Genomic DNA, 23,385 nt, shown 5'->3' on the forward strand with positions numbered 1-23,385 from the left:
AGGCCTTTCATCGATGAAACGTAACCGTACCGTCCGCCCGGGCGTTTGCGCGCTGGCCGCGCTCGCCCTTGTCCTGCCGGTTGCCGGCGGGGCGAAGGAAAAGAACAGCAAGGACAAGGCAGCCGCCTCGCCCGCGGTGAACTTCAACAAGAACCCCTATCCATCGACGTACCGGCCCTTCCCGGGCGAGCCGACCGCGCTGGTCGGGGCGACGGTGTTCGATGGCGAAGGGCGCCGCATCGAGAACGGCACCGTGCTGTTCGCCGAAGGCAAGGTTGTCAGCGTCGGCGGACCGGACCTGGCGATCCCTGCCGGCTACCGCCGCATCGATGCTGCCGGCCGCTTCGTTACGCCCGGCATCATCGACATCCACAGCCACCTGGGCGACTATCCCTCGCCCGCGGTGCAGGGCCACAGCGACGGCAACGAGGCAACGGCACCGACCACCGCCGATGTCTGGGCGGAGCATTCCGTCTGGCCGCAGGACCCCGGCTTTTCCCGCGCGCTGGCCAATGGCGGCATCACCGCGCTGCAGATCCTGCCCGGTTCGGCCAACCTGATGGGTGGCCGCTCGGTTACGCTCAAGAACGTCTATTCGCGCACCATGCAGGGGATGAAGTTCCCCGGCGCGCCTTACGGCCTCAAGATGGCCTGCGGCGAAAATCCCAAGCGCGTCTATGGTGAAAAGGGCCGCATGCCCTCTACCCGCATGGGCAACATGGCCGTCAACCGCGCCACCTGGATCAAGGCGCAGGACTATCGCCGCAAGCGCGATGCCGGAAAGCTGGAAACCCGCGACCTTGCGATGGAGACGCTCGCTGGCGTCCTGGACGGTGATATCCTCGTCCACAACCATTGCTACCGCGCTGACGAGATGGCGCTCGTCCTCGATATGGCCAAGGAGTTCGGCTACAAGGTCAGCACCTTCCACCATGCCGTGGAAAGCTACAAGATCGCCGACCTGCTGAAGGAAAACGGCGTGTGCAGCGCGGTCTGGGCAGACTGGTGGGGCTTCAAGATGGAAGCCTATGACGCCATCCCCGAGAACGCCGCACTGATCAACAAGGCCGGGGCCTGCACCGTGATCCACTCGGACGACGAAAACGGCATCCAGCGTCTCAACCAGGAAGCGGCCAAGGTGCAGGGCGATGCCCGCCGCGCCGGGATCAACATCGCTGACGAGGAAGTGATCCGCTGGCTCACGCTCAACCCCGCAACCGCCATGGGCATCGCCAGCCAGACCGGCAGCCTTGCCCAGGGCAAGATGGCCGATGTGGTGCTGTGGAATGCCCACCCGCTGAGCACCTATGCCCGGCCTGACAAGGTGTGGATCGATGGTGCGCTGATGTACGATGCCGCCGATCCCAAGCGACGGCCGGTGAGCGATTTCGAACTTGGCCAGCCCGGCGAAGGAGACGTGAAATGAGCGCCCGCGCAACCACCCTTGCAGCAACGGCGCTGCTCTCGCTTGTCGCGGCACCGGCGCTTGGCCAGTCCGTCGCGGTGACAAACGCGACGCTTGTGATCGGCGATGGCTCGGCCCCCATCAAGGGCGGCACCGTGCTGGTTAGCGGCGGCAAGGTTGTCGCCGCAGGCACCAGTGTGGCCGTGCCTGCCGGCACGCGAATGATCGATGCCGGTGGCAAGTATGTCACCCCGGGCATCGTCGTCGCAGTGACCGATCTCGGTCTGGTCGACGTCGAATCGGACGATACCAGCAACGATACCGGCGCAGCCAAGGCCCCCTTCGGCGCCGCGCTCGATTATGCACCGGTGATCAATCCCAGCGCTCAGCCGATCGCCATCAGCCGCGCAGCCGGCGTAACGCGGGCGGCAGTCGTTGGCAGCGCCGGCAGCTCGATCTTCGCCGGACAGGGTGCGGTGATCGATCTGGGCAACGATCCCGCCGCCGTGGTCCAGCCGCGCGCCTTCCAGTACGTCGAACTTGGCGAAGACGGTGGCCGGATCGCCGGTGGCAGCCGCGTTGCCGCGCATACTGCGCTGCGCAATGCCCTGGCCGAAGCGCGCGACCTGGCTCGCCGCCACGGCCCCAACGTCGCCGCAGCCGACATGCGCCTGTCGACGACCAGCCCCGAACGGCCCGGCGATGCCCTGCTCAACCGCTTCGATGCGGCAGCGCTGGTACCGGTGGTGAACGGCCTCCAGCCGCTCTACGTGCGGGCGGAACGCGCGTCAGATATCCGCGCCGCCCTGGCGCTGAAGAACGATTTCCCGCTGCTCAAGCTGGTGATCGTCGGCGCGACCGAAGGATGGCTGGCAGCAGCCGACCTCGTCGCCGCGCGCGTTCCGGTCATCGCCTCGCCGCTGCGCGACCTGCCGAGCGACTTCGAGCACCTTGCCGCGACGCAATCGAACGTCGGGCGCATGGCTGCGGCCGGGGTGAAGGTTTCGCTCGGCGCGTTCTTCGACCAGCCGCGCCATGCCACGCAATATGCCGGCAACCTCGTCGGTCTGACGCGGGTTCCGCGCGCCAGCGGGCTCACGTGGGCCAAGGCACTCGCCGCGATCACCTCGGGCCCCGCCGAAGCCATCGGCATGGGCGACAAGTTCGGCAGCCTCAAGCCCGGCAAGGCCGGCGACCTGGTGATCTGGGACGGCGATCCGCTGGAAATGACCAGCGGCGTGGTTTCGGTGTTCATCGATGGCGTCGAACAGCCGCTCGACAACCACCAGAGCCGCCTGCGCGACCGTTACAAGACGCCGCAGGAAGGGGTGCTGCCGAAAGCTTACGATTGGTGAATCTGGAGGCGGGTCTGCACGTCAGGCCCGCACTTCTCCTACGCCTGCATCGTTCCAGCGCAGCGCCTTCAGCACGGTTTCGACGATGTGCGGCGCATTGAGACCGGCTTCGTCGTACTGCTTGTCCGGCGAATCGTGGTCCTGGAAAACGTCGGGCAGGCGCATGGTGCGGATCTTTAGGCCGGTGTCGGTCAGCCCCTCGTCGCTTGCCATGGTCAGGACATGGGCGCCCAGCCCGCCGATCGCGCCTTCCTCGATCGTCACCACAACCTCGTGCGTGGCGATGAGCTTGCGGATCAGTTCCTCGTCCAGCGGCTTGGCAAAGCGCAGGTCGGCGACGGTGGTGGAAAGCCCCTTCGCCTCAAGCTGGTCCGCCGCCTTCAGGCTTTCGGCGAGGCGCGTGCCAAGCGAGAGCAGCGCGATCTTGCTGCCCTGGCGCACGATGCGGCCCTTGCCGATTTCCAGCCTTTCGGGAACCTGGGGCAGCGGCACGCCCACGCCATTGCCGCGCGGATAGCGGAAGGCGATCGGGCCGGCATCGTACAGCGCGGCGGTGTGCGTCATGTGGACCAGTTCCGCCTCGTCCGCTGCGGCCATCACCACCATGTTCGGCAGGGTGGCAAGGTAGGTAATGTCGAACGAGCCAGCATGGGTCGCCCCGTCCGCGCCAACGAGGCCCGCACGGTCAATGGCGAAGCGGACCGGCAGGTTCTGGATCGCGACGTCATGGACCACCTGGTCATAGGCGCGCTGCAGGAAGGTGGAATAGATCGCCGCGAACGGCCGCATCCCCTGCGCGGCAAGACCGGCGGCGAAAGTAACCGCGTGCTGCTCGGCAATGCCGACATCGAAATAGCGGTCGGGATAGGCCGTCTCGAACTTGTCGAGCCCGGTGCCGCTCGGCATGGCGGCGGTGATCGCGCAGATGGTGTTGTCACGCTCGGCTTCGGCCAGCAGTGCCTTGGCGAAGACGTTGGTATAACTGGGCGGGCCGCCCGCGCTTTTCACCTGTTCGCCGGTGATGACATCGAACTTCTGGACGCCATGGTACTTGTCCGCCGCCGCCTCGGCCGGGGCATAGCCCTTGCCCTTCTGGGTGACGACATGGATCAGGCACGGCCCCTCGGCGGCATCCCGCACGTTTTCCAGCACGGGGATCAGCTGTTCGAGGTTATGTCCGTCGATCGGGCCGACGTAATAAAGCCCCAGTTCCTCGAACAGGGTGCCGCCCATGGCCATGCCGCGGGCGAATTCATCCGTCTTCTTGGCGGCGCGATGCAGCGGTTCCGGCAGCCTGCGCGAAATGCGCCTGGCGATCTCGCGAATGCCGAGGAACGGACGCGAGGATACCAGCCGGGCCAGGTAGGCAGAGAGCCCGCCAACAGGCGGGGCGATCGACATGTCGTTATCGTTGAGGATGACGACCAGCCGGTTGCCAGCCTGCTTGGCGTTGTTCATCGCCTCATAGGCCATGCCCGCGCTCATCGCACCGTCGCCGATCACCGCGATGCCGCGCCCCGGGGTGCCGGCCAGCTTGTTGGCCACGGCAAAGCCCAGCGCCGCCGAAATCGAGGTGGAGCTGTGCGCCGTTCCGAAGGGATCGTATTCGCTTTCGCTGCGCTTGGTGAAGCCGGAAAGCCCCCCGCCCTGCCGGATCGTGCGGATGCGGTCACGCCGCCCGGTCAGGATCTTGTGCGGATAGGCCTGGTGGCCAACGTCCCAGATCAGCCGGTCATCCGGCGTGTTGAACACATAGTGGATCGCCACGGTCAGCTCCACGACACCGAGGCCCGAGCCAAGATGCCCGCCGGTCTGGCCGACGGCGCTGATCATTTCGGCGCGCAATTCATCGGCCAGCTGGCGCAATTGTGCTGGCTCAAGCTTGCGAAGTTCGTCGGGAGTACCGACATTGTCGAGGAGCGGGGTGGCCGGATGGGCGGTCATGCGCTTAGCCTTACACCCGGAATCGGGCACTGTCGATTGATCCCCTCATGAAGGACCTGCATTAATGAGCATTCCCGCCGCCTCCATTCCGCTGTGCATGGTTCACACCGCCGACCGGGCTCGCAGCAGGCCGTTTTATTCGGGCGTGCTGGGGCTGCGCGAGCTGGGCGAGGACGACCACGCCGTGACTTACGACTTGGGCAACCGCACGCCCATGCGGCTGACGGAAATCCCGGGCCACGTGCCGTCGGGCCATACCGTGCTTGGCTGGCACGTGTCCGATATCCGCGCCACCATGGCGGACCTGAAGGCGAAGGGCGTGACCTTCCACATCTATGAAGGGTTCGATCAGGACGCGGACGGCGTCTGGCACGCTCCGGGTGGCGGCGCGAAGATCGCCTGGTTTTCCGATCCTGAAGGAAACGGCCTGAGCCTTACCCAGTTCGGGTAAGGCGGGTTCAGCCTTCGCTGCAATCCGCGCAGATACCGCGCACTTCGACCACCGGGCGGATATCGGCAAAGCCAGCCGCCCGTGCCGCTTCGACCAGCGCACCCGTCAGCCGGTCATCATCGCTGTGGACGGCGCGCCCGCACGAATCGCAGATCAGGAAAATGCAGTCGTGGCGGCAGCCGGGGTGGCTGTTGGCGACATAGGCATTGGCGCTTTCGACCCGCCGGGCGAGGTTGGTGCGCACGAACAGGTCGAGGATGCGATAGACCGAATTGGCGGCAACGCGCTTGCCGCGCTGCTTCGATACGTCCTCGGCAATGTCGTAGGCAGAGGCGGGACGCTCGCGCTCGGCAAGTGCGGCGAAGACGTCGGCGCGCATCTCGGTCCACTGTTCGCCGGCTGCTTCCAGCGCAGACTGCGCCGCATCGGCCAGATCCCTGCCGTGATGCTCGTGATGATGGTGATGGCCGCTCATGCCGCAGGTATAGTCGGCAATCAGCCCTTGGTGAAGCTTGGCTTGTAAAGGCCCGGGAACAGGCGCTTCAGCGCCGCCAGTTTGGGCACGTCCCAATAGGTGATGTAGGGATGCTGCGGATTCCTGGCCGCGAAGTCCTGATGCTCGGCTTCCGCGGCATAGAAGCCCTTCGATGGCTCGATCCGCGTGACGATCGGCGCGCGCCACAGGCCGGATGCGCGCAGCTGGGCAAGGTAGGCAGAAGCCACCAGCTTCTGTTCCGCGTTCTGCGGTACCAGTGCCGAGCGGTATTGCGTGCCGACATCCGGGCCCTGCCGGTTCAGCTGGGTCGGATCGGCGATGACGGAGAAGAATATCTGCAGCAACTGGTCGTAGCGGACCTGCGCGGGGTCATAAGTCACCCGCACGGATTCGGCGTGTCCGGTATTGCTGTCCTTCACCCGGTCATAGGTTGCAGAGCTGCGGCTGCCGCCCTGATAACCGGAAACCGCACTGGTCACGCCCTTCACATGACTGAACACCGCCTCGGTTCCCCAGAAGCAGCCGCCCGAAAATACCGCGACTTTCAGGCCTGCCGGCTCAGCCGACTTGCGCGCGGCGGCAGGCGCATTGACTGCGCTGTCACGCGCAGAGGCCGCCACGCCCTGCTGGCAGGCGGAAAGGACCAGTAGAAGCGGGATAAGCGCGAGGCCGCGCTTCATCTCAGCGCGCCGGGGCAGCGATCGCGGAAGGAACCACACCGTTCGAAGGTTCGCCAGAGTCCATGGTCATGAACAGCGCCGCGCAGCCGACCAGGAAGCCGATGCCGAAAGAGCGCAGGAGGTCAGCCTTGAGGAACGACATGTTACGATTCGCCCGAGTAGAAACGCGTGTTCGCCGAATGGGCGATCGCTGATTGCCAAGAAGTGAACTTTCGAGTCGCGCCAGCCAGCCTGCGGCAAACCGTTGGCGACCTGCGGCGAGTTGCCCGGCTCAGTGCCGGAAATGCCGCATTCCCGTGAACACCATCGCCAGGCCCGCTGCGTCTGCCGCGTCGATCACTTCCTGATCGCGCATCGAACCGCCGGGCTGGATCACCGCCGTTGCCCCCGCTTCGGCTGCGGCGAGCAGGCCATCGGCGAAGGGGAAGAAGGCATCGGAGGCCACGGCAGAGCCGACCGCGCGGCTCTGCGACCAGCCGTATTTTTCCGCCGCTTCCGCTGCCTTCATCGCAGCGATGCGGCTGGAATCGCGACGGTTCATCTGGCCTGCGCCAATACCGGCGGTTACCCCGTCCTTGGCATAGACGATGGCGTTCGACTTGACGTGGCGGGCAACCGTCCAGGCGAACAGGCAGTCCTTGAGTTCCTGCGCGCTCGGCTGGCGCTTCGTCACGACCTTGAGATCCGCCTCGGTGATCGCGCCATTGTCACGCGTCTGGACCAGAAGCCCCCCGGTGATCGGCTTGACGGCAAGACCGCCCCGGCGTGGATCGGGCAGGTCGCCTGTCAGCAGCAGGCGCAGGTTCTTCTTTTTCGCGAAAGCCTCGATCGCCTCGTCGGTGGCCGAGGGCGCGACGACCACTTCGGTAAAGATCTCGCAGATCGCCCGGGCCGTTTCGCCATCGAGCTGGGCGTTCACGGCAACGATGCCGCCAAATGCCGAGACCGAATCGCACTGCAACGCGCCGTTCCAGGCTTCCAGCAGGCTGGCGCCCTGCGCCACGCCGCAGGGGTTGGCGTGCTTGACGATGACCACCGCCGGGTCCTGCCCCTTGAATTCGGCGCAGAGTTCGAGCGCGGCATCGGCGTCGTTGTAATTGTTGTACGACAGCTCCTTGCCCTGCAGCTGGCGAGCCTGGGCGATACCGTGCGAATGCGGCCCCCTGGGCAGGTAGAGCGCCGCCTTCTGGTGCGGATTCTCGCCATAGCGCAGCTCTTCCTTGCGCGTTGCCGTGATCGCCAGCATCTCGGGGAAAGTTTCGCCCTGGTCAGCGAAGGCAAACCACTGGCTGATCATCGCATCGTAGGCGGCGGTGGCGGCATAGGCCTTGCCCGCCATCTTGCGGCGGAAATCGTAGGAAGTCGCGCCATCCTTCGTCTCGAGCTCGGCCAGCAGCGTGGCATAGTCGGCCGGATCGGTGACGATGGTCACATAGGCGTGGTTCTTCGCCGCCGAACGGACCATCGAGGGGCCGCCGATGTCGATATTCTCGATCACCTCGTCACGTTCCGCGCCCCGGGCAACGGTCGCCTCGAAGGGATAGAGGTTGACGACGACCAGATCGATCGCGCCGATCTCGTGATCGGCCATGGCCTTGGCGTGTTCGGCATTGTCGCGCACTGCCAGCAGGCCGCCATGGACTTTGGGGTGCAGCGTCTTGACGCGGCCGTCCATCATCTCGGGAAAGCCGGTGAGTTCGGAAATGTCCTTCACCGCAAGACCCGCCTCGCGCAGCGCCTTGGCCGTGCCGCCGGTAGAAACCAGTTCCACGCCGCGCGCACCAAGCGCCTGTCCCAGCTCCACGAGCCCGGCCTTGTCGGACACCGAAAGCAGCGCCCGGCGGATCGTCACGTCAGTCATTGCGAAAACTACCCCATTTTCTTCAGCAGCCAGGCGAAGTTTCGTCCGCCGCGCGAGGCGAGCCCCTGCACCACAAGCTGCTGGATGGCAACCGGGCGACCGTGATGGTCTGCCCAGAGCGAATCCTCGATCGAAACCTCGCCGCCGCCTGATCGGAATTGCCAGTAAGAACCGTCGGGCAAGGCAATGCCCGCACCCTGGCGATCTTCGGTCAGCCGCACTTCGACGTTGGGCCCAAGGTGGAAGCGGATGGCGAAGGCAACTTTTCCGCGCGATCCCTTGCCCTTGGCCGGAACCAGAAGGTCTTCCCCGCGCAGTTCGCTGCCATCGTCGCGCAGGATCAGGATGCGGCGATGGACCAGGCCATAGCGCCCGGCATAGCCATCGTGGCTCGCCTCGATCCGGGTCGCACCCGATCCGCGTTCACCCTCGAGCGTGCGCCGTTCGACATCGACTTCGTTCACGCCGGAGCCGATTTTCCCGCCGATCAGCACGGCGGTTGAGTTCGAATCGTCCAGGACGAGTGTTGAATGGGCCGCCGTGGCGCGCAGGCCGGCGTCGAGTCGCGCGGGAATCAGTCCACCCGCCGCCGCTGCGCCGCCGCAATTGACGATGATTCGCTGTCCGGCGTGGCTCAGTTCGAAGGCAAGGGTCGATGCGCAGCCGTGGCGCGAATGGCGCGACAGCGGGGGCGGCGCGGTATCGAACTGCAAGACCGACTTTCCGGCCACGACCCGCTGGTAGCCCCATTGCCGCACGTCGCGCAGCGGCCGGGTACGCGCGCCGCTTGCCTCGATCAGGCGCGAAAGCTGTTCGGCGCCGATTGCCCAGCCGCCTTGCCACGAACCCAGCGAACCATCGCCGTGCGTCAGCGCCAGAAGCGGCGGCACCAGCATGGATTGCATCGCGGCAATCGCCTCGGGCGGTTCGCGCTTCACGGCCTTGTAGCAGGCGCCCAGCCGCACGAGCAGTTCGATCGCTTCGATCTGGCACAGCGGGCTGCGCGAAAGCACGCCGCCATCGTCACCCACCATCTCGCCGATGGCACGGACCATGCCGGCCTCGCCGAACAGGCGCCGCGGCTTGCCATCCGAAAGCAGCAGGCCGGCCGCCGTGATGGCGCACCAGCCGGCGAAACGGGCAAGCAGATCCTCTCCGCGCTCGACATGGCGGTCAAGCCAGCGGGCGTGGCCAGTGATCGCGGCCATGGCCCGCGCACGGCTGGCCTTGTCGCCGGACAGGACGAGGGGCGCGTGGACGAGCCAGGAAAGCAGGCGGGTTCCAGCGCTGTCCACTGTCCAGAGGCCGGCCTTCGCAGGCCGCTTCGGTTCCTTGGGGTTGGCCGTTAGCCAGGCCTCCATGATGCGCTCGGCCACGGGCAGGCACTGCTCACGCGGGGCGGCCGCTTCAAGATCCGCCAGCCAGGCGAAGGAGTGGACATAGCGCTCCATCGGCGGAGCCATGCGGGCAATGCCGCCGAAATCGGCCTGCGAGATCGGCAGCTTCACGCCGTGCAGCAGGAAATGGCCTGCGCGCAGCGCGGTGCCCGCCACCTTGTCGCCGGCCAGGGGATCTTCCGCCGAGGCCAGCAGCCGCTCGCGCGCAGGCTTGGCAAAGGGCCGGGCGAGTGCGGAACCGGGGACACCCAGCTTGTAGGCAAAGCGCAGGAACCGCTCACCCGTGCTCAGCCGGGGTGGTGCAAAGTCTGCCAGCGCGAGCATGCGGCCGGGCGCAATGACCGAATCGGGCCTTTCGACTGCCTCTTCGCCTTCTGCCTCAGGGGCCGACTTGCCGATCACCAGATCCTCCCGCACCCCTTGCCGCAGCGGAATGGCGCTGCGCGGTTCCGCCAGCACTTCATCGTCCGCCTCGCCACCGGCCGCAAGCGGCGCATCGTGAAGAGGCGCTTCCACCGCGCCTACCCCTTGCCCTTCAGTGCGGCGATGTTGGCCGCATAGCAATCCGGGCCGCCCTTGAAGGTGGCCGTGCCGGCAACCAGCACGTCGGCACCGGCGGAAACGCACAGCGGCGCTGTGCCCGCATCGACACCGCCGTCAACTTCCAGCCGGATATCGCGGCCGGACTTGTCGATCATCTTGCGCACGGCCTCGATCTTGCGAAGCTGGCTGGAAATGAAGCTCTGCCCGCCGAACCCGGGGTTGACGCTCATCACCAGGACAAGGTCGATCTCGTCGATCAGGTAGTCCAGCATCTTGGCGGGCGTCGCCGGATTGAGCGAAATGCCCGCCTTCTTGCCCAAGGACTTGATCAGCTGCACCGTGCGATGGACGTGCGGACCCGCCTCAGGATGGACGGTGATGATATCCGCCCCGGCATCGGCAAAGGCCTGAATGTAGGCATCGACCGGCGAGATCATCAGGTGGACGTCAAACGGCTTGGCCGTATGCGGGCGCAGGGCCTTCACCACCATCGGTCCGATCGTGATATTGGGCACGAAATGACCGTCCATGACGTCAACATGGATCCAGTCCGCGCCCGCTGCGTCGATTGCGCGAACTTCTTCACCGAGCCGGGAAAAATCAGCCGAGAGAATCGAGGGGGATATCAGGGGAGCAGCCATTGTGCCTATTGGCCTTAACCCTATATCGAGTGCCGACAAGCGAGCTGCAGTGCTTTTCCACACAACATATACGGTTCAACGCCCTAGCGATTCAATTCATCGCAAAGCCCGCCATTGACCCTGCCCCGGCAAGCCGCAAGAACGCTGCCGTGACCAGCCCCGCCCCTTCCGACCCCGTTGCCCTGATGCGCCGCGAAATGCGCGTGCGGCTTGGCGAGGTCGGCGAATGGCTGGGCGACCTGCGCATCGAGCCGGGAACCTGGAACCTGCGCGGCGAAGAATTTTTGCTGCGCATGCCCAGCATCGGCTTCCGCTATCGTCGCGGCGAAGGGGTTACCATCGAACGCAGGCCCGGCGCGCGGCTTTCGGAAGAGCGCCTGTTCCTGTTCGGCACGGTCTATGCCGCCGTTGCCTGCATCAACGGCCTTTATCCCATCCATGCCTCGGCCGTTGCCTGGGACGGCGGCGTCCATGCCTTTGCCGGACCATCCGGGGCCGGCAAGTCGACACTGGTGACCGCGCTGGGAACGCGCGGCTTTCCGATGTTCTGCGACGATACGCTGATCCTCGACCTGTCCGATCCCGACCGCCCGCTCGCCCTGCCCGGGCACAAGCGCCTGAAGCTGACGGCAGAGGCGCTGCGGCTGACCGGAGCCCGGCCGCAAGAGCAGGTCGATGCCGCGGTCGAGAAGTTCTACGCCGTGCCGCCCGGCGGCGATTGCGCCGAGCCGCTGCCGCTGCGCCAGCTGATCTTCCTTGAAGACGGGGCGGACCTCGCTGGCAGCCCGATCACCGGGGGCGAGAAGATCGCCCGCCTGACCGACGACCATTACACCTTCGAAATCTACGACCTTGCCAATCGGCCCGATCCCGCCCGCCGCTTTGCCCTGCAGGCCCGGCTGGCGCGGCAGGTTGCCATGGCGCGGCTCGTGCGCCCGCGTGACGCGGCACGGTTCGCCCAATCCGTTGAACTTGCAGCAAAGCTGGTTTGCAGCCATAGCCTGCCGACATGACAGGGCTGATCGTCAAGTTTCCCGACCGTTTCGTCGAGACCGCCATCGACGATGAAACCGTTGTCATGGACCTTGACAGCGCAGAGTTCTTTTCGCTCAACGAAACGGCGGGCGCCGTGTGGCGGGCGATCGACGGATCGCGGGATCGCGATGCCCTGATAGCCGCCATTGCCGGGGATTATGGCGAGACTGCCGAGGCGATCGCCGCGGATGTCGATGCAATCCTGGCCCAGTTCACGCGGGCCGGCTTCATTGGCAACAGTGCCTGAAAAGCGCCGCCGCGGGCCTGTCCGCAGCCGCCTCGAAACGCTGGAGGCGGCCCTGTTTCTGACAATGGCGCGGCTGCTGATCGGCGCGGTGCGCTTTGAACGCTGGCGGAAATGGCTGGGCGATCCGGCGCAACAGGCCTGCCGTGAACAGCCGCAATGGATCGATGCCTACTGTGCCAAGGTGGTGATGCGGGCGGTAAGCCACCTGCCTTTTGACTGCGCGTGCCTGCCGCAGGCCATGGCGCTGCACTGGATGCTGCGCCGCCGTGGCCGCGCGGCCGATCTTGTCATCGCCACCCTGGGCGCGCCCCAGCGCGGCACGCATGACGACCTGCATGCCTGGGTGGAAAAAGGCGGGCAGATGCTGATCGGAATGACAACTGATCCGTTGCATCCGGTAATTCGTTTACGCTTTCCCGAATTCGAACAGGCGGCAAGTGCAGTGCAGCAATAAAGCTCTGGCGGCGGGGCAACTAATGGTTTATTCTTAGTCTTCACGCGTGCGTTAAAGTTTCCGACGGAGTTCCAAATGCCGGCCACGAGCAAGAAGAAGATCTGGACCAAGCCCACGATGTCCACCATCGGCCGCATCGGCGATGTGAAGGGCCTTGCTCAACCGGCAGTCAACCAGAACAACGGCGGCAGCGCCTGCACGGTCGGTTCGCCGAGCTGCGCCTTTTCCTGATAGGGCGCACCAAATTACCTGAATGATCGGCGCGGGAATCCGCTGGGCGGCCAATTCGTGGTTGGACGCATCCCGGATCGCGCCCTCGCTTGGCCTGTTTGCCGGCCATCCGGCCGCATCCGAAACCCGTGACGGGCTGACGCTGTCCAGGCTGGCGCGCCCGCGCGGCCCCTCGCCGCGCGGCTGGCGCGCGGTGCGCTCGCCCGCTGGCAATCCCGTGCTCATCTGCGGCTGGATCGACAATTGCGATCGGATCGCGGCGGACCTGGGCGTCGACCGCGCCTCGCCGCAGGGCCAGGACGAGGAATATCTCTACGGCGCGGCTTTCGACCGCTGGGGTGACGGTGCCGAAGCCCGGATCAGCGGCCTTTACGCCAGCATCATCGCCCTGCCCGATGGCCGGCTGCGGCTGGCCAGGAGCCCGCTGGGTGCCTACCCCCTGTTCTATGCCCACACGCCGACAGGTGCTGTCGCCTGCTCGATTCCCCGGCCCGTCTTCGCGGCCGGCTGGCCGCAAAAGCTGCGTTCCGATGCCCTCCTGTCGCAGCTTGCCTTCGAACTTGAAGATGACAAGGCGGCAAGCGCCTATGACGGGCTGATGCAGGTGCCGGAAGGATCCGTCGCCTACCTGTCACCCGCAGGTGTCACCTGCCGCCGCTGGTATGATATCACCGCCATCCCGCCGACCCGGTTTGCGCGCGACGAGGACTATGTCGAGCAGGCCAACGCCTTGCTGGCGGAATCGGTGGGCCATGCGCTTGCTGCTGCACGCAAGCCTGCGGTTTCGCTTTCAGGCGGGCTCGACTCGAGCATCGCCACTGCAGAGATCGTGCGCCAGCTGCCTGCCGGCCAGCGCCTGCCAAGCTTCACCTTCCACCCGCCGGATGACTGGCAGGGGAACGTGCCGCCAACCAATTTCGCCGACGAGCGCGAGTACGTGCGCGCCTTTGTCGCACAGTATCCGCAGATCGACCCGCACTTCATCGACAACCGGGGCATCGGTTTCGACCACAAGGCGCGCGAATTCTTCCTGGCAACAAGCACGGCCTATCCGGCCCAGACCGTGGGCGCCACGCATCACGGCGTGTGGCAGGCCGCCGCCGATGCGGGTGTCGACTGGCTGCTGACCGCGGCTGACGGCAATGCCACGATCAGCAATTCCGCCCCCTGGGCCTACAGCGAGTTCCTGCTGCGCGGCCGCTGGCGCGAGCTTTGGCGCATGGCGGCGAACCGGCCCGGCGACCATCGCAGTGTGCCTCGCCGTATCCTTGCCATGGGCCTGGTTCCCTTGCTGCCGCCTCGGATGAGGGCTGCCGTCCGCCAGTTCGTCCACCGCAACGATGACACGGCGCACTTCGGCAACCCCCTTTTGCGCGAGGGCCCCGCGCAGGGCCGCAAGGATTCGATTGTCGGCGGGCCCGAAGCGAGCAGCCGCCGGCAATGGCTCGCCATGCTGGAGGCACGTTGCGGCATCGGTGCGGAAATGGGCCACGGCTATGAACAGATATTCGGCCTGCGCTGCCGTGACGTGACGCATTACCGTCCGCTGCTGGAATTCTGCTTCAGCCTGCCGACCGATCAGTTCGTCCGCAACGGGCAAACCCGCTGGCTCGCGCGGCGCATGGCCGTGGGCCGCCTGCCCGAAGCACAGCGGCTGGAACGGCGCAACGCCATGCAGAATGCCGACTGGTATGCCCGGCTCACCCCGCGCCTTGGCGAACTGCGCGAGATGATCGGCGATATCGAGCGCGATCCGGAACTCGCCGGCCTGATCGATACTGCCCGCGCCAGGGCTCTCGTCGACAACTGGCCGCAAAGCGATCCGGGCTACGGCAAGCTGGCGACCCACCTGCGCTTTGCCCTGCCGTCGACCCTGCTGATGGCGCAGTTCGTGCGCCATGTCAGCGGTCGAAACTGAGGGGTCGCGCGTGGCTTCTCCCTCCCGATCCTCTACGCTCGCGCAGCTCGGACCGGCCTTGCCCCGGCGCAGGCTGGCCCTGTTGGCTGTGGTCTCGCTTGCCGCGTCGCTGAGCGAAGGGCTGGGGCTGCTGCTGCTGGTGCCGCTGATGGAAGTGGCAACGAACGGCCCGCAGGGAGGACTTGCCGCCGCGCTTGCCAGTTGGGGCCTGCCGCGCCGCCTTGATGGCCTGCTGGTGCTGTTCGTGGTGCTGGTCTCGCTCCGCTCGCTGCTGGTGCAGTATCGCATGGTGCTGGAAACTCGGGCTCGGATCGAGGTGACCAGCCGGCTGCGGGACCGGCTTCTGCGCGCCCTGTTCCATGCCGATTGGCGCTTCCTCTCGTCGCTGCGCCAGGGCGAACTCCTTTCGCTGGCGACCAGCGCGGTGGATCGCGCGGGCAACAGCCTGCAGTTCCTGTTGGGCCTGTTCTCCGCACTGGTCACGCTTGCCGCCATGTTGGTCGCGGCCCTGCTGATCGCACCGCTGCCGGCGATCGCGGTTGGCGCGGGTGGAGCGCTGGCACTTGCGCTCTACGCCGGCCTGCGCCGCCGCGCAGGACAGGAAGGCGAGGCGCTCGAGGCCCGGTTCACCGGCTTCTACGGGTTCTTCATCGAACGCTTCGGCGCGCTGCGGATCATCAAGAGCCTTGGCAAGGCGGAGGACGAGGCAGCTCTTGCCCGGAAACTGGCAGCAGGCGTTGCTAACGCGCAATTGCGTTACCAGTCGGGACTCGCGCTGGGGCAAGTCGTCCTGCAAAGCGGGGCGGCCCTCGCTCTTGCCGGCGCGGTCTGGCTGGCGCTGACCAGATGGAACGTGCCGCTGGCTGCATTGCTGCCGCTCGTCGCGCTGTTTGCCCGCAGTGTTCCCCTGTTGGCGGCAGTCCAGGCCAGCTGGCAGCACTACGCCCACAATGCCGCCGCCATTGCTGAGATCAATGCCCGCGTAACGCAGGCGCTTTCCCGCGCAGAGCCCGAGTGGGACGGGATCAGTCCGGCACCGGCCCTGCACCGGGATATCCGGCTCGAAGGCGCCTCGCTCTTCCACGCAGGTCGAGCCGTGCCCGCGCTCGACAAGGCCTCCCTCATCGTTCCGGCCGGTTCCGTCTGCTTCCTCACCGGGCCATCAGGCGCGGGCAAAAGCACGCTTGCCGACCTGCTGGCCGGGCTCATCCAGCCTGACGAGGGGCGGGCGCTGGTGGACGGTGTTCCGCTTGAAGGTGCAGCGCTGGCTGCATGGCGCCACCGGGTCGCTTACGTGCAGCAAGAGCCGGTGCTTTTCGACGCCTCGCTGCGGGAAAACCTGCTTTGGGCAGCGCCTGATGCAGACGAAGGGGCGCTGCGCGCGTGCCTTTCGCGCGGGGCCGCCGATTTCGTGCTGGACCTGCCGGACGGGCTCGACACCCGCATGGGACCGGGCGGGAGGCAGCTTTCCGGCGGCGAGCGCCAGCGGATCGTGCTTGCCCGCGCCCTGCTGCGCGATCCCGCCCTGCTGATCCTGGATGAGGCAACCTCGGCACTGGACCGCGAGAACGAGGCGCGCATTGTCGAGGCAATCGCCGCCCTCAAGGGAAAGGTCACTGTGGTCATCATCGGTCATGGCGGCAGGCTTGCAGAACTCGCCGATCAGACGGTGAGGCTGGAAAACGGGCGCGTTCTTGGCTAGCGCTCCGCAATCGCGGTGCAATCCATTCTCAATTCTGCCAAATTCAGGCGGCATTAACGGGGCGAATCGCATCCAAGGGGGGACAAGCGACTGATTTCAGCCGTGCCCGGTGCCTGCTTGCGGCACTTCCGGGCGAACCAATCCCCCCTTGCAGAACTGTTTTTGGAGTTCAGGAACGAACGACCATGGCTATTTCGACGACCATTCGCGCTGCAATCGCGCTTTCGCTGGCCAGTGCCGCCGCCCAGCCTGCCATGGCCGAAAGCGCGCCTGCGGGCTGCACCGGCACGCCCAGCCCGACCTGGGTAACGGTAGTGGCCGAAGGCATGCGCAACGGCAGCGGCAACCTGGCGATCACCCTGTATGCCGACGATTCGAAGAAGTTCCTTGTCCGCAAGGGATCGCTGTACGTCGGTCGGGTAAAGGCCAGTGCAGGCACGACGCGCGGCTGCATCTTCGTGCCAAAGCCCGGTGTCTATGCCATCGCCCTGTACCATGACGAGAACGCCAACGGTAAGATCGACCGGTCCGGGCTGGGCCTGCCGACGGAGGGTTTTGGCTTCACCAACAACCCGACCACGATCATGAGCCTGCCGGCCTTCAGCTCCGTGCGCCTCAACATCCCCAAGCCGGGCCTGGTGACGCGGATCCGCATGAAATACCCCTGATCGGGGCAGTTCAGCCGTAGATTTCAGCCAGCATTGCCGGGGCTTCGGCCTCGGCGAGCTTGTGTGCACGCGGGTCGTCGACATCGAGCCACCAGGCATCGCCGATATCCAGCGTTGCCGCCCTGCCGCGATCGGCCAGCCACTGCATGCCGTCGGAAAGACTGCCGGACTTGCCCTCGGCAATGGCTGCCTCGATGGCGCGGGGCAGTTCCTGGGTCGCGAGGAAAGCGCCGCAATCGACCGCGTCATAGGTCGGGATGGTCTTGCCGATGGCCCTGATGAACCCGCGGGCATCGGTTTCCACCCAGGTGGCATCGTCGGGATCGATCAGCGGGCTGCTCACGCGGCGATCGATGCCAAGGGTAACGCCGCGATCGGGAGCCCCCGCCGCTGCAAGCCGCTGCAGGATGGTGGCCGAGAAAATGTGGTCCGCCATCATCAGCAGGAAATCGCCGCCACCCAGCGCCGCCACGCGCCCCGCGCCGGCCATCACCGAGAGGCCATTGGGCTTCGACCAGTCAGCCACGCGTTCGGACAGGACTTCGATGCCCGCTTCCTGCGACAGCCGCGGCAGATAGGCTTCCACCCGCTCCGCCTCGTGCCCGGTGACGACCACCACCCGCTGCGCGCCCGCAGCCTTGGCCTGGCGGACGCCCAGTTCGACCAGCGGCTTGCCGGCGACCGGGGTCAGAGGCTTCGATTCGGAAATGTCGCGCAGGCGGCTGCCGAACCCGGCGGCGATGATCACGGCGTCCATGGCGAAACCTGCCCTCCTCAAACGAAAACGGCGCCGGATGGACCGGCGCCGCTTCTTCCGGCTTGATGCCGATTATTCGGCCGCGATGGCCTGGTCGGTGATGTATTCCTCGACCATCTGGGCGGCGAGATCATCGCTGAACTGCTGCGGCGGGTGCTTGCAGAAGTAGGCCGACGGGCCGACCAGCGCACCACCTTCGCCACGCTCGAGAGCAACCTTGGCGCAGCGGATCGCGTCCATCACGCAGGCTGCCGAGTTCGGGCTGTCTTCCACCGAGAGGCGGAGTTCCAGTTCCATCGGCACGTTGCCCCACTGCAGGCCTTCGAGGCGCAGGAAGCACAGCTTGTTGTCCTTCTGCCAGGGAACATAGTCCGACGGGCCGACGTGGATGTTCTCATCCTCGAGGCGCTGGGCGAGCATGGCCTGGACGGCTTCGGTCTTCGATTCCTTCTTGGAGCCGAGACGCTGGCGGTCGAGCATGTTCATGAAGTCGGTGTTGCCACCGGTGTTGAGCTGGTAGGTACGCTCCACCGTCACGCCGCGGGCGGCGAACAGGCTGGAAAGCACGCGGTGAACGATCGTTGCACCGACCTGAGCCTTGATGTCGTCGCCGACGATCGGGATGTTCTTGGCGCGGAACCGGGCTTCCCATTCCGGGCGGCTGGCGATGAACACCGGCATGCAGTTAACCACGGCAACGCCCGCTTCCAGCGCGCATTCCATGTAGAATTCGGTGGCTTCCTGCGAACCGACGGGCAGGAAGTTGATGAGCACTTCGGCGCCCGAGTCCTTGATCGCCTGGACGATGCGGGCCTGGTCGGCCTCAGGCTCGTTGGCGACGATGAAGCCCTTTTCGCCAACGGTGGTCATGTGGGCAGCAACGCCGTCCGAGACCTTGCCCATGATGACCTTCGAACCGGTCATCGGCACGTCTGCCTGGAACACCTTGGTGTTGTTCGGGGCAGCGAAGATGGCTTCGGAAATGTCCTTGCCGACCTTGCGCGCATCGACATCGATACCGAGAACGAATTCGACATCGCCAGCGCCATAGCCGCCGATGCGGTCATGGATCAGGCCCTGCGAGCTGTTGTTGTTCCGGTAGTAAGCTACACCCTGGACCAGCGAACTTGCGCAGTTGCCCACGCCGATCATGGCAACCTTGATTGGCTTCATTAATTCGATCCCTATCAGTATGTCAGACGCACGATCGCTGAGCGAATGCAGCGTCATTGTGAAATCGCGCGCCAAAAGCAAGAAGTTTGCGCGAGGTCAAGCCTGCTTGCCCCGCTTCGATGCATCCCCGGCGCGCCCCGTGGCGTTCCTGACACAACCAAAACGGGCCTGGCGGCTCGCATCCGGACCTGTCCCTAGCCGCAAACTGTGGCCAACCCAAGGCGGCATTTGTCGCAGCAGGAACGGTTATTCCCGACTATTTCCCTTTCTGCCGGTTGAGGAAAGCATAGGCGGTCTTGCGCATGTTTGCATCGATGGCCGGCGAATTGGCCCGGCCGAATTCGCCTATGCGCATGTAAAACCGCCATTGCATGAAGAAGAAGGTGATCACGCTGTAAGCCGCGATCATGACGAAGCCGGCCTCCCAGGCACCCAGCAGCACGAAGGGAATCAGGCACCACATGAAGGTATTGCGCCGTCCCGAAACAAGACGAAAGGCGCGTTCGATCCTGCCGGCATCGTCAAGCTGGCCGCCCGTGAAGCGCCGGAAGAATTCACCCTGCACCGCTTCGGCCAGCGCGAAGAGCACGATCAGGGCGCAGACGGCCCAGGCCCATCCCGTGCCGATCCACGCCGCCATGCAGATATAGCACAGATATTCCACGATCTTGTCAGCCACATGCTCAAGATCGCCCCACTTCGAAAAATCGAGCCGGGTGCGGGCGAGCTTGCCGTCCAGTCCGTCGAGCGGACCGATCACAAGGACTAAGACCAGCCCCGCCACCCACGCGCCAGTCGCAAAATACCAGGCCGCAAGAAGCCCCAACATGAAGACGAAGACCGAGACCATGTTCGGCGTGATCGGCGTGGGCAGCAGCAGGCGCGTCAGCAGGTTTTCAACCGGCGGATGGAAATAGCGCGCCGGCCAGTCGAGACAGCCCTTCTGGGCCGAATCGAGCAATACCGCCGTGCCCTTGCGGCCATCGGCCTCATTTGCCAGCGGCAGCCAGACCATCGGCAGGCGGCGGCGGCGGGCAGGTGCGTAGTCGTCGAGACCCGAAAGATCGACGATCCGTGCAGAGGCAGGCTCGAGGCCGGAAAGCGAATCGACAAGAAGAGTGTCGGCAAGCCGCGCATCGAAGGTGCCGCCCGGAAATTCGGCGATACCGGCAGGCCGCGCACCCTTTTCGTCGAAAGCGCCCAGGACGGGCCCCACCGGCGATTCATCCCGGTCGCTTGCGGTGAAAAAGGCAGCGAGCATCCGCTCATCGACCAGCAGGGCCTCGTCGATGGCCAGCACGCGGCTTTTGCCGACCGCTTCCACCAGCTTTGCAGGCGTATCGGCGATGAGAAGCGGCAGCTTGTCGCGCCGGGCTTCGCGCAGCGCCTCGTCCGCCGCCGCGCCCTGTTCGCCAGAACAGGCGAGCACGATCCGGTCTACGCCAAGCGTGTGCAACTGGCGGATCTGGCGGCGGATAATCGGGATTCCCCCGGTAACCAGTGCAGCCAGCGGGCCATGCGCCGAGCGCCGCGTTGCAAAGACCAGGCCGACGGCACCGGGGGCCGCGCGTTCCGCGCCAATGGCGGCAACCGCATCGACCTTCGGCCGCGCAACCTCCGTCAATTCACCAAGCAGGGGGGCAACACCGGGAGACAAGGGGGGAGAATATTTCACGTGCAGGCCAAATCCCTCAATTCCGGGAAAGGCGGTTCTCGCCAATCCCCTCTGTTCGCGGCTCCCCAAGCGATATAAGAACCAATCATCGTGTCGCCAGACAAGAAATTAATTCGGGGGCAATTGCAGTTTCGAATATGAACGAGACCCTTACGGCACCGCTGCAAAGGCCGCAGCGCAAGCGCGAACTGCAGGATTCGCTCAATCACTACCTTTATCACCCGCTGGCGTGGCAACTCGCTCGCGCGCTTTCGCGTACGCCGATCACGCCGAACATGGTGTCGATAATCGGCGGACTGTGCGTGGTGGGCGCTGCAATCGCCTATGCCCAGCCGATCTTTCCGCAGTCGGCCATGCTTGGCCTGCTGCTGCATATGACCTGGCACGTGGTCGACGGCGCGGATGGAGACCTGGCCCGGATGACCGGCCGTTCCAGCCCGATCGGCGAGATGGTGGACGGCCTGTGCGATTACCTCAGCCACGTCGTGCTTTACCTGACGCTCGGCTGGCTGCTCAGCAAGTCGATCGGCGGCGTGGCATGGTTCTGGACCGTCGCCGCAGGCATCAGCCACGCCTTGCAGGCCAACCATGTAGAGGTGCAACGTCGCCAGTACCAGTACTGGGTCTATGCCACCCCCTGGATCCGCCATAATCACGGCGCCGATTCCGCCACGGCGAAAAGCCCCTTCGCGGCGCTGGTAAGCGCCTACCTTGCCATTGCCAGCGGCATGACACCGCATGCGCTGCGGATCGACGAGGCGGTGGAAAAGGCCAAGGACGATCCCGCCCGGCTTGAGGCCATTCGCGCCGCCGTGCGCGCCGAAGCGCCGCCGCTGCTGATGCTGTGCAAGGTCCTGGGCCCGAATCCGCGCGCCATCGTGCTCGGCCTGTCGATGCTGGCGGGCGGAGCGGGCTGGCACGGCGCATTCTATTACTTCGCCTATCAGGCCGTTGTGCTGAACCTGCTGATGGTCTGGTCGGTCCGCGCTCACAACGCCGCTGCGAAACGGATTGCCGCCAGCATCGGCGCCTGATCTCGACAGGGCAATAATCGCGGCTATCATGCCGCCATGCCGAGCCCCGACCTGCTGGCGCAAGCGCGCGATATCGAACCGGAAATCGTCGGACTGCGCCGCGCGATCCATGCCGAGCCGGAGCTTGGCCTGCACACCCCGCTGACGCGCGACAAGGTGCGCGCGGCGCTCGCCGGCTTGCCGCTCGAATGGCGCGAGGGGCCTTCGACCACCGGCATGGTCGCGACGCTGAAAGGCCAGGCCGGAGAGGGCCGCCGGGTGCTGCTGCGCGGCGACATGGATGCCTTGCCCATGCCGGAAGAGACAGGACTGGCGTTTTCCTCCCGCTTCGAAGGCGCGATGCATGCCTGCGGGCATGATGCGCACACGGCCATGCTCGCGGGGGCTGCCCGCCTGCTGTGCGAACGGCGCGCATCGCTGGCAGGCGAGGTACAATTCATGTTCCAGCCGGGTGAGGAAGGCTGGCACGGCGCACGCTTCATGCTGGACGACGGCCTGATCGATCCCCTGCCCGATGCCGCATTCGCCCTGCACGTCATGCCCAATGCCCGCCATGGCGTGATCGGCGGGCGGGCTGGCCCGCTGCTTGCGGCCGCAGACCAGCTTGAGATCGTGGTCGAAGGCGCAGGCGGCCACGCCTCCATGCCGCACCAGACGCGCGATCCGGTGCCTGTCGCGGCGGAAATCGTCATGGCACTGCAAAGCCTCGTCACCCGCCGCTTCAATGCCCATGATCCGGTCGTCGTCACCATTGCCAGCCTCTCCGCCGGTTCGGCCCACAACGTGATTGCCGATCGCGCCGTGATGAAGGGGACCATGCGCACGCTATCGCCGGCGCACCGGGCCGAACTGCGCGATGCCGTGCAGCTTCTGGCCGCCGGAATCGCCGGGGCCCATGGGCTGACCGCCACCGTCACCATCATCGAAGGCTTCCCGGTGACCATCTGCGATGCCCGCGCGGTCGATTTCGGCGAGGCGGTGACCCGCGACCTGCTGGGCGCAGACCGCTTCCAGCGCCTTGCCGACCCGATCATGGGTGCCGAAGACTTCGCCTATGTTCTCGAGCGGGTGCCGGGCGCCATGTTCTTCCTTGGCGTTGCCCCCGAAGGGGACAACTGGGCCCAGTGCTGCGGCATCCATTCGACCCGCATGATGGTGGACGAAGGCACGCTGCCGGTGGGTGCCGCGCTGCTGGCTGCGCTGGGCGAGCGGTTTCTCGCCGGGGGATTCGGCGCATGACCGGGATCGAGCGCCTTGCCATCGCCGAAGAGGTGCGCCGGGTCAAAGCCACCTATTTCCGCGGTGTCGATACCGAAGATGGCGATCTCGTCCGCTCGATCCTCGCGGCCGATTGCGAGCTGGACTACCGCGGCTGCTGCACCGATCCGAAAAGCGGCGTCGATTTCATGCCGGCGATGAACTTGGTGCTGAAAGGACGCGAAGGCTGGGTTTCGGGTGCCTTCTCGAAAGCCGGGATCACCAGCGTGCACCAGGGCCACCAGGCCGAGATCACGGTTACCGGGCCGGACAGCGCCCGTGCCATCTGGGCGATGACCGACCGGCTCTACATGCCGCCCGGCGCCTTCTTCGGCCTGATGCGCGGCTTCGGATTCTATCATGAAACCTATGTGCGGGAAGCGGACGGATGGAAGATCCGCACCCTGAGGATCGAAAGACTGCGGGTAGAAGGGGTTTCGCCCTGACGCAGAAGGGAGAGG

Annotated in this window: 23 protein-coding genes; 13 read left to right on the forward strand and 10 right to left on the reverse strand. The window is 65.7% G+C overall.

The features are described from left to right. Positions 1–13: 13 nt before the first annotated feature. Positions 14–1,426 (forward strand): amidohydrolase, encoded by a 1,413-nt coding sequence (locus C0V78_RS09395; RefSeq protein WP_101797472.1) that lies wholly within the window; start codon positions 14–16, stop codon positions 1,424–1,426. Next, entirely contained in the window at positions 1,423–2,760 is a 1,338-nt protein-coding gene (locus tag C0V78_RS09400; RefSeq protein WP_101797473.1) for an amidohydrolase family protein, read from the forward strand. The genes C0V78_RS09395 and C0V78_RS09400 overlap by 4 nt, the downstream gene beginning before the upstream one ends. A 21-nt stretch (positions 2,761–2,781) precedes the next feature. On the opposite strand, the gene dxs is transcribed toward C0V78_RS09400, so the two are convergent. Next, the gene (dxs, locus tag C0V78_RS09405) at positions 2,782–4,704 is read right to left on the reverse strand and encodes a 1-deoxy-D-xylulose-5-phosphate synthase (protein ID WP_101797474.1); all 1,923 of its coding nucleotides are present in this window, start codon (positions 4,702–4,704) and stop codon (positions 2,782–2,784) included. 64 nt (positions 4,705–4,768) lie between these two features. Here dxs and C0V78_RS09410 point away from each other — a divergent pair, with 64 nt between their 5' ends. Beyond that, a complete protein-coding gene (locus C0V78_RS09410; protein ID WP_216822172.1) occupies positions 4,769–5,155 on the forward strand; it encodes a VOC family protein in 387 nt (128 codons plus the stop codon). A 7-nt stretch (positions 5,156–5,162) separates the two neighbouring features. On the opposite strand, the gene C0V78_RS09415 is transcribed toward C0V78_RS09410, so the two are convergent. The 6 genes from C0V78_RS09415 to rpe all read right to left on the reverse strand — a co-directional run bounded on the left by C0V78_RS09415 (position 5,163) and on the right by rpe (position 10,773). Further along, positions 5,163–5,630 (reverse strand): Fur family transcriptional regulator, encoded by a 468-nt coding sequence (locus tag C0V78_RS09415; RefSeq protein WP_101797475.1) that lies wholly within the window; start codon positions 5,628–5,630, stop codon positions 5,163–5,165. A 20-nt stretch (positions 5,631–5,650) separates the two neighbouring features. After that, positions 5,651–6,331, reverse strand: a complete 681-nt coding sequence (gene msrA, locus C0V78_RS09420) for a peptide-methionine (S)-S-oxide reductase MsrA (protein ID WP_101797476.1) — start codon at positions 6,329–6,331, stop codon at positions 5,651–5,653. 1 nt (position 6,332) lies between these two features. Further along, positions 6,333–6,473, reverse strand: a complete 141-nt coding sequence (locus C0V78_RS14930) for a hypothetical protein (protein WP_158241523.1) — start codon at positions 6,471–6,473, stop codon at positions 6,333–6,335. Positions 6,474–6,602: 129 nt separating this feature from the next. Continuing rightward, positions 6,603–8,192 carry a bifunctional phosphoribosylaminoimidazolecarboxamide formyltransferase/IMP cyclohydrolase gene (gene purH, locus C0V78_RS09425; RefSeq protein WP_101797477.1) on the reverse strand — a complete coding sequence of 530 codons (1,590 nt, stop codon included), beginning with the start codon at positions 8,190–8,192 and terminating at the stop codon, positions 6,603–6,605. Between the two features lie 8 nt (positions 8,193–8,200). After that, positions 8,201–10,105, reverse strand: coding sequence for a heparinase II/III family protein (locus tag C0V78_RS09430; protein WP_254049875.1), 1,905 nt, complete (start codon positions 10,103–10,105; stop codon positions 8,201–8,203). Between the two features lie 5 nt (positions 10,106–10,110). Next, on the reverse strand, positions 10,111–10,773 hold the full coding sequence (gene rpe / locus C0V78_RS09435) for a ribulose-phosphate 3-epimerase (RefSeq protein WP_101797478.1): 663 nt from the start codon (positions 10,771–10,773) through the stop codon (positions 10,111–10,113). A 149-nt stretch (positions 10,774–10,922) separates the two neighbouring features. Here rpe and C0V78_RS09440 point away from each other — a divergent pair, with 149 nt between their 5' ends. The 7 genes from C0V78_RS09440 to C0V78_RS09465 all read left to right on the forward strand — a co-directional run bounded on the left by C0V78_RS09440 (position 10,923) and on the right by C0V78_RS09465 (position 17,028). Continuing rightward, positions 10,923–11,786 (forward strand): hypothetical protein, encoded by an 864-nt coding sequence (locus C0V78_RS09440; RefSeq protein ID WP_101797479.1) that lies wholly within the window; start codon positions 10,923–10,925, stop codon positions 11,784–11,786. Next, on the forward strand, positions 11,783–12,055 hold the full coding sequence (locus C0V78_RS09445; RefSeq protein ID WP_101797480.1) for a PqqD family protein: 273 nt from the start codon (positions 11,783–11,785) through the stop codon (positions 12,053–12,055). The genes C0V78_RS09440 and C0V78_RS09445 overlap by 4 nt, the downstream gene beginning before the upstream one ends. Continuing rightward, positions 12,003–12,509, forward strand: coding sequence for a lasso peptide biosynthesis B2 protein (locus tag C0V78_RS09450; protein WP_256385682.1), 507 nt, complete (start codon positions 12,003–12,005; stop codon positions 12,507–12,509). The genes C0V78_RS09445 and C0V78_RS09450 overlap by 53 nt, the downstream gene beginning before the upstream one ends. A gap of 75 nt (positions 12,510–12,584) precedes the next feature. After that, positions 12,585–12,740: a hypothetical protein gene (locus C0V78_RS14935; RefSeq protein WP_158241525.1), complete on the forward strand. Its 156-nt coding sequence runs from the start codon at positions 12,585–12,587 to the stop codon at positions 12,738–12,740. A gap of 22 nt (positions 12,741–12,762) precedes the next feature. Next, a complete protein-coding gene (locus C0V78_RS09455) occupies positions 12,763–14,658 on the forward strand; it encodes an asparagine synthase-related protein (protein WP_101797482.1) in 1,896 nt (631 codons plus the stop codon). A 10-nt stretch (positions 14,659–14,668) separates the two neighbouring features. Further along, positions 14,669–16,360: an ATP-binding cassette domain-containing protein gene (locus C0V78_RS09460; RefSeq protein WP_158241526.1), complete on the forward strand. Its 1,692-nt coding sequence runs from the start codon at positions 14,669–14,671 to the stop codon at positions 16,358–16,360. A gap of 185 nt (positions 16,361–16,545) precedes the next feature. After that, positions 16,546–17,028 carry a DUF2141 domain-containing protein gene (locus C0V78_RS09465; protein ID WP_101797484.1) on the forward strand — a complete coding sequence of 161 codons (483 nt, stop codon included), beginning with the start codon at positions 16,546–16,548 and terminating at the stop codon, positions 17,026–17,028. Between the two features lie 10 nt (positions 17,029–17,038). Here C0V78_RS09465 and C0V78_RS09470 read toward each other — a convergent pair whose 3' ends face one another. The 3 genes from C0V78_RS09470 to C0V78_RS09480 form a co-directional block, all read right to left on the reverse strand. After that, on the reverse strand, positions 17,039–17,785 hold the full coding sequence (locus C0V78_RS09470) for an NTP transferase domain-containing protein (protein WP_101797485.1): 747 nt from the start codon (positions 17,783–17,785) through the stop codon (positions 17,039–17,041). 72 nt (positions 17,786–17,857) lie between these two features. Then, complete coding sequence (locus C0V78_RS09475) at positions 17,858–18,958, reverse strand: inositol-3-phosphate synthase (protein ID WP_101798295.1); 1,101 nt, start codon at positions 18,956–18,958, stop codon at positions 17,858–17,860. 256 nt (positions 18,959–19,214) lie between these two features. Next, the gene (locus C0V78_RS09480; protein ID WP_144039871.1) at positions 19,215–20,633 is read right to left on the reverse strand and encodes a CDP-alcohol phosphatidyltransferase family protein; all 1,419 of its coding nucleotides are present in this window, start codon (positions 20,631–20,633) and stop codon (positions 19,215–19,217) included. A gap of 137 nt (positions 20,634–20,770) precedes the next feature. On the opposite strand from C0V78_RS09480, the gene C0V78_RS09485 reads away from it, so the two are divergent. The 3 genes from C0V78_RS09485 to C0V78_RS09495 are packed head-to-tail and all read left to right on the forward strand — an operon-like array spanning position 20,771 to position 23,370. Next, positions 20,771–21,667: a CDP-alcohol phosphatidyltransferase family protein gene (locus C0V78_RS09485; protein ID WP_101797487.1), complete on the forward strand. Its 897-nt coding sequence runs from the start codon at positions 20,771–20,773 to the stop codon at positions 21,665–21,667. Positions 21,668–21,703: 36 nt separating this feature from the next. Continuing rightward, complete coding sequence (locus C0V78_RS09490) at positions 21,704–22,906, forward strand: M20 family metallopeptidase (protein ID WP_101797488.1); 1,203 nt, start codon at positions 21,704–21,706, stop codon at positions 22,904–22,906. Continuing rightward, positions 22,903–23,370, forward strand: coding sequence for a nuclear transport factor 2 family protein (locus C0V78_RS09495; RefSeq protein WP_101797489.1), 468 nt, complete (start codon positions 22,903–22,905; stop codon positions 23,368–23,370). The genes C0V78_RS09490 and C0V78_RS09495 overlap by 4 nt, the downstream gene beginning before the upstream one ends. Positions 23,371–23,385 lie beyond the last annotated feature (15 nt).

It is taken from the genome of Novosphingobium sp. TH158 (assembly GCF_002855555.1).
GTDB lineage: Bacteria > Pseudomonadota > Alphaproteobacteria > Sphingomonadales > Sphingomonadaceae > Novosphingobium.

Coding starts and splice junctions, on each gene's coding strand:
- C0V78_RS09415 (WP_101797475.1), bottom strand. CDS start 5,630: ATGAGCGGCCATCACCATCATCACGAGCATCACGGCAGGGATCTGGCC.
- C0V78_RS09490 (WP_101797488.1), top strand. CDS start 21,704: ATGCCGAGCCCCGACCTGCTGGCGCAAGCGCGCGATATCGAACCGGAA.
- rpe (WP_101797478.1), bottom strand. CDS start 10,773: ATGGCTGCTCCCCTGATATCCCCCTCGATTCTCTCGGCTGATTTTTCC.
- C0V78_RS09470 (WP_101797485.1), bottom strand. CDS start 17,785: ATGGACGCCGTGATCATCGCCGCCGGGTTCGGCAGCCGCCTGCGCGAC.
- C0V78_RS09450 (WP_256385682.1), top strand. CDS start 12,003: ATGCAATCCTGGCCCAGTTCACGCGGGCCGGCTTCATTGGCAACAGTG.
- C0V78_RS09485 (WP_101797487.1), top strand. CDS start 20,771: ATGAACGAGACCCTTACGGCACCGCTGCAAAGGCCGCAGCGCAAGCGC.
- C0V78_RS09400 (WP_101797473.1), top strand. CDS start 1,423: ATGAGCGCCCGCGCAACCACCCTTGCAGCAACGGCGCTGCTCTCGCTT.
- C0V78_RS09445 (WP_101797480.1), top strand. CDS start 11,783: ATGACAGGGCTGATCGTCAAGTTTCCCGACCGTTTCGTCGAGACCGCC.
- C0V78_RS09395 (WP_101797472.1), top strand. CDS start 14: ATGAAACGTAACCGTACCGTCCGCCCGGGCGTTTGCGCGCTGGCCGCG.
- C0V78_RS09475 (WP_101798295.1), bottom strand. CDS start 18,958: ATGAAGCCAATCAAGGTTGCCATGATCGGCGTGGGCAACTGCGCAAGT.
- C0V78_RS14935 (WP_158241525.1), top strand. CDS start 12,585: ATGCCGGCCACGAGCAAGAAGAAGATCTGGACCAAGCCCACGATGTCC.
- C0V78_RS09410 (WP_216822172.1), top strand. CDS start 4,769: ATGAGCATTCCCGCCGCCTCCATTCCGCTGTGCATGGTTCACACCGCC.
- C0V78_RS14930 (WP_158241523.1), bottom strand. CDS start 6,473: ATGTCGTTCCTCAAGGCTGACCTCCTGCGCTCTTTCGGCATCGGCTTC.
- purH (WP_101797477.1), bottom strand. CDS start 8,192: ATGACTGACGTGACGATCCGCCGGGCGCTGCTTTCGGTGTCCGACAAG.
- C0V78_RS09465 (WP_101797484.1), top strand. CDS start 16,546: ATGGCTATTTCGACGACCATTCGCGCTGCAATCGCGCTTTCGCTGGCC.
- dxs (WP_101797474.1), bottom strand. CDS start 4,704: ATGACCGCCCATCCGGCCACCCCGCTCCTCGACAATGTCGGTACTCCC.
- C0V78_RS09495 (WP_101797489.1), top strand. CDS start 22,903: ATGACCGGGATCGAGCGCCTTGCCATCGCCGAAGAGGTGCGCCGGGTC.
- msrA (WP_101797476.1), bottom strand. CDS start 6,331: ATGAAGCGCGGCCTCGCGCTTATCCCGCTTCTACTGGTCCTTTCCGCC.
- C0V78_RS09455 (WP_101797482.1), top strand. CDS start 12,763: ATGATCGGCGCGGGAATCCGCTGGGCGGCCAATTCGTGGTTGGACGCA.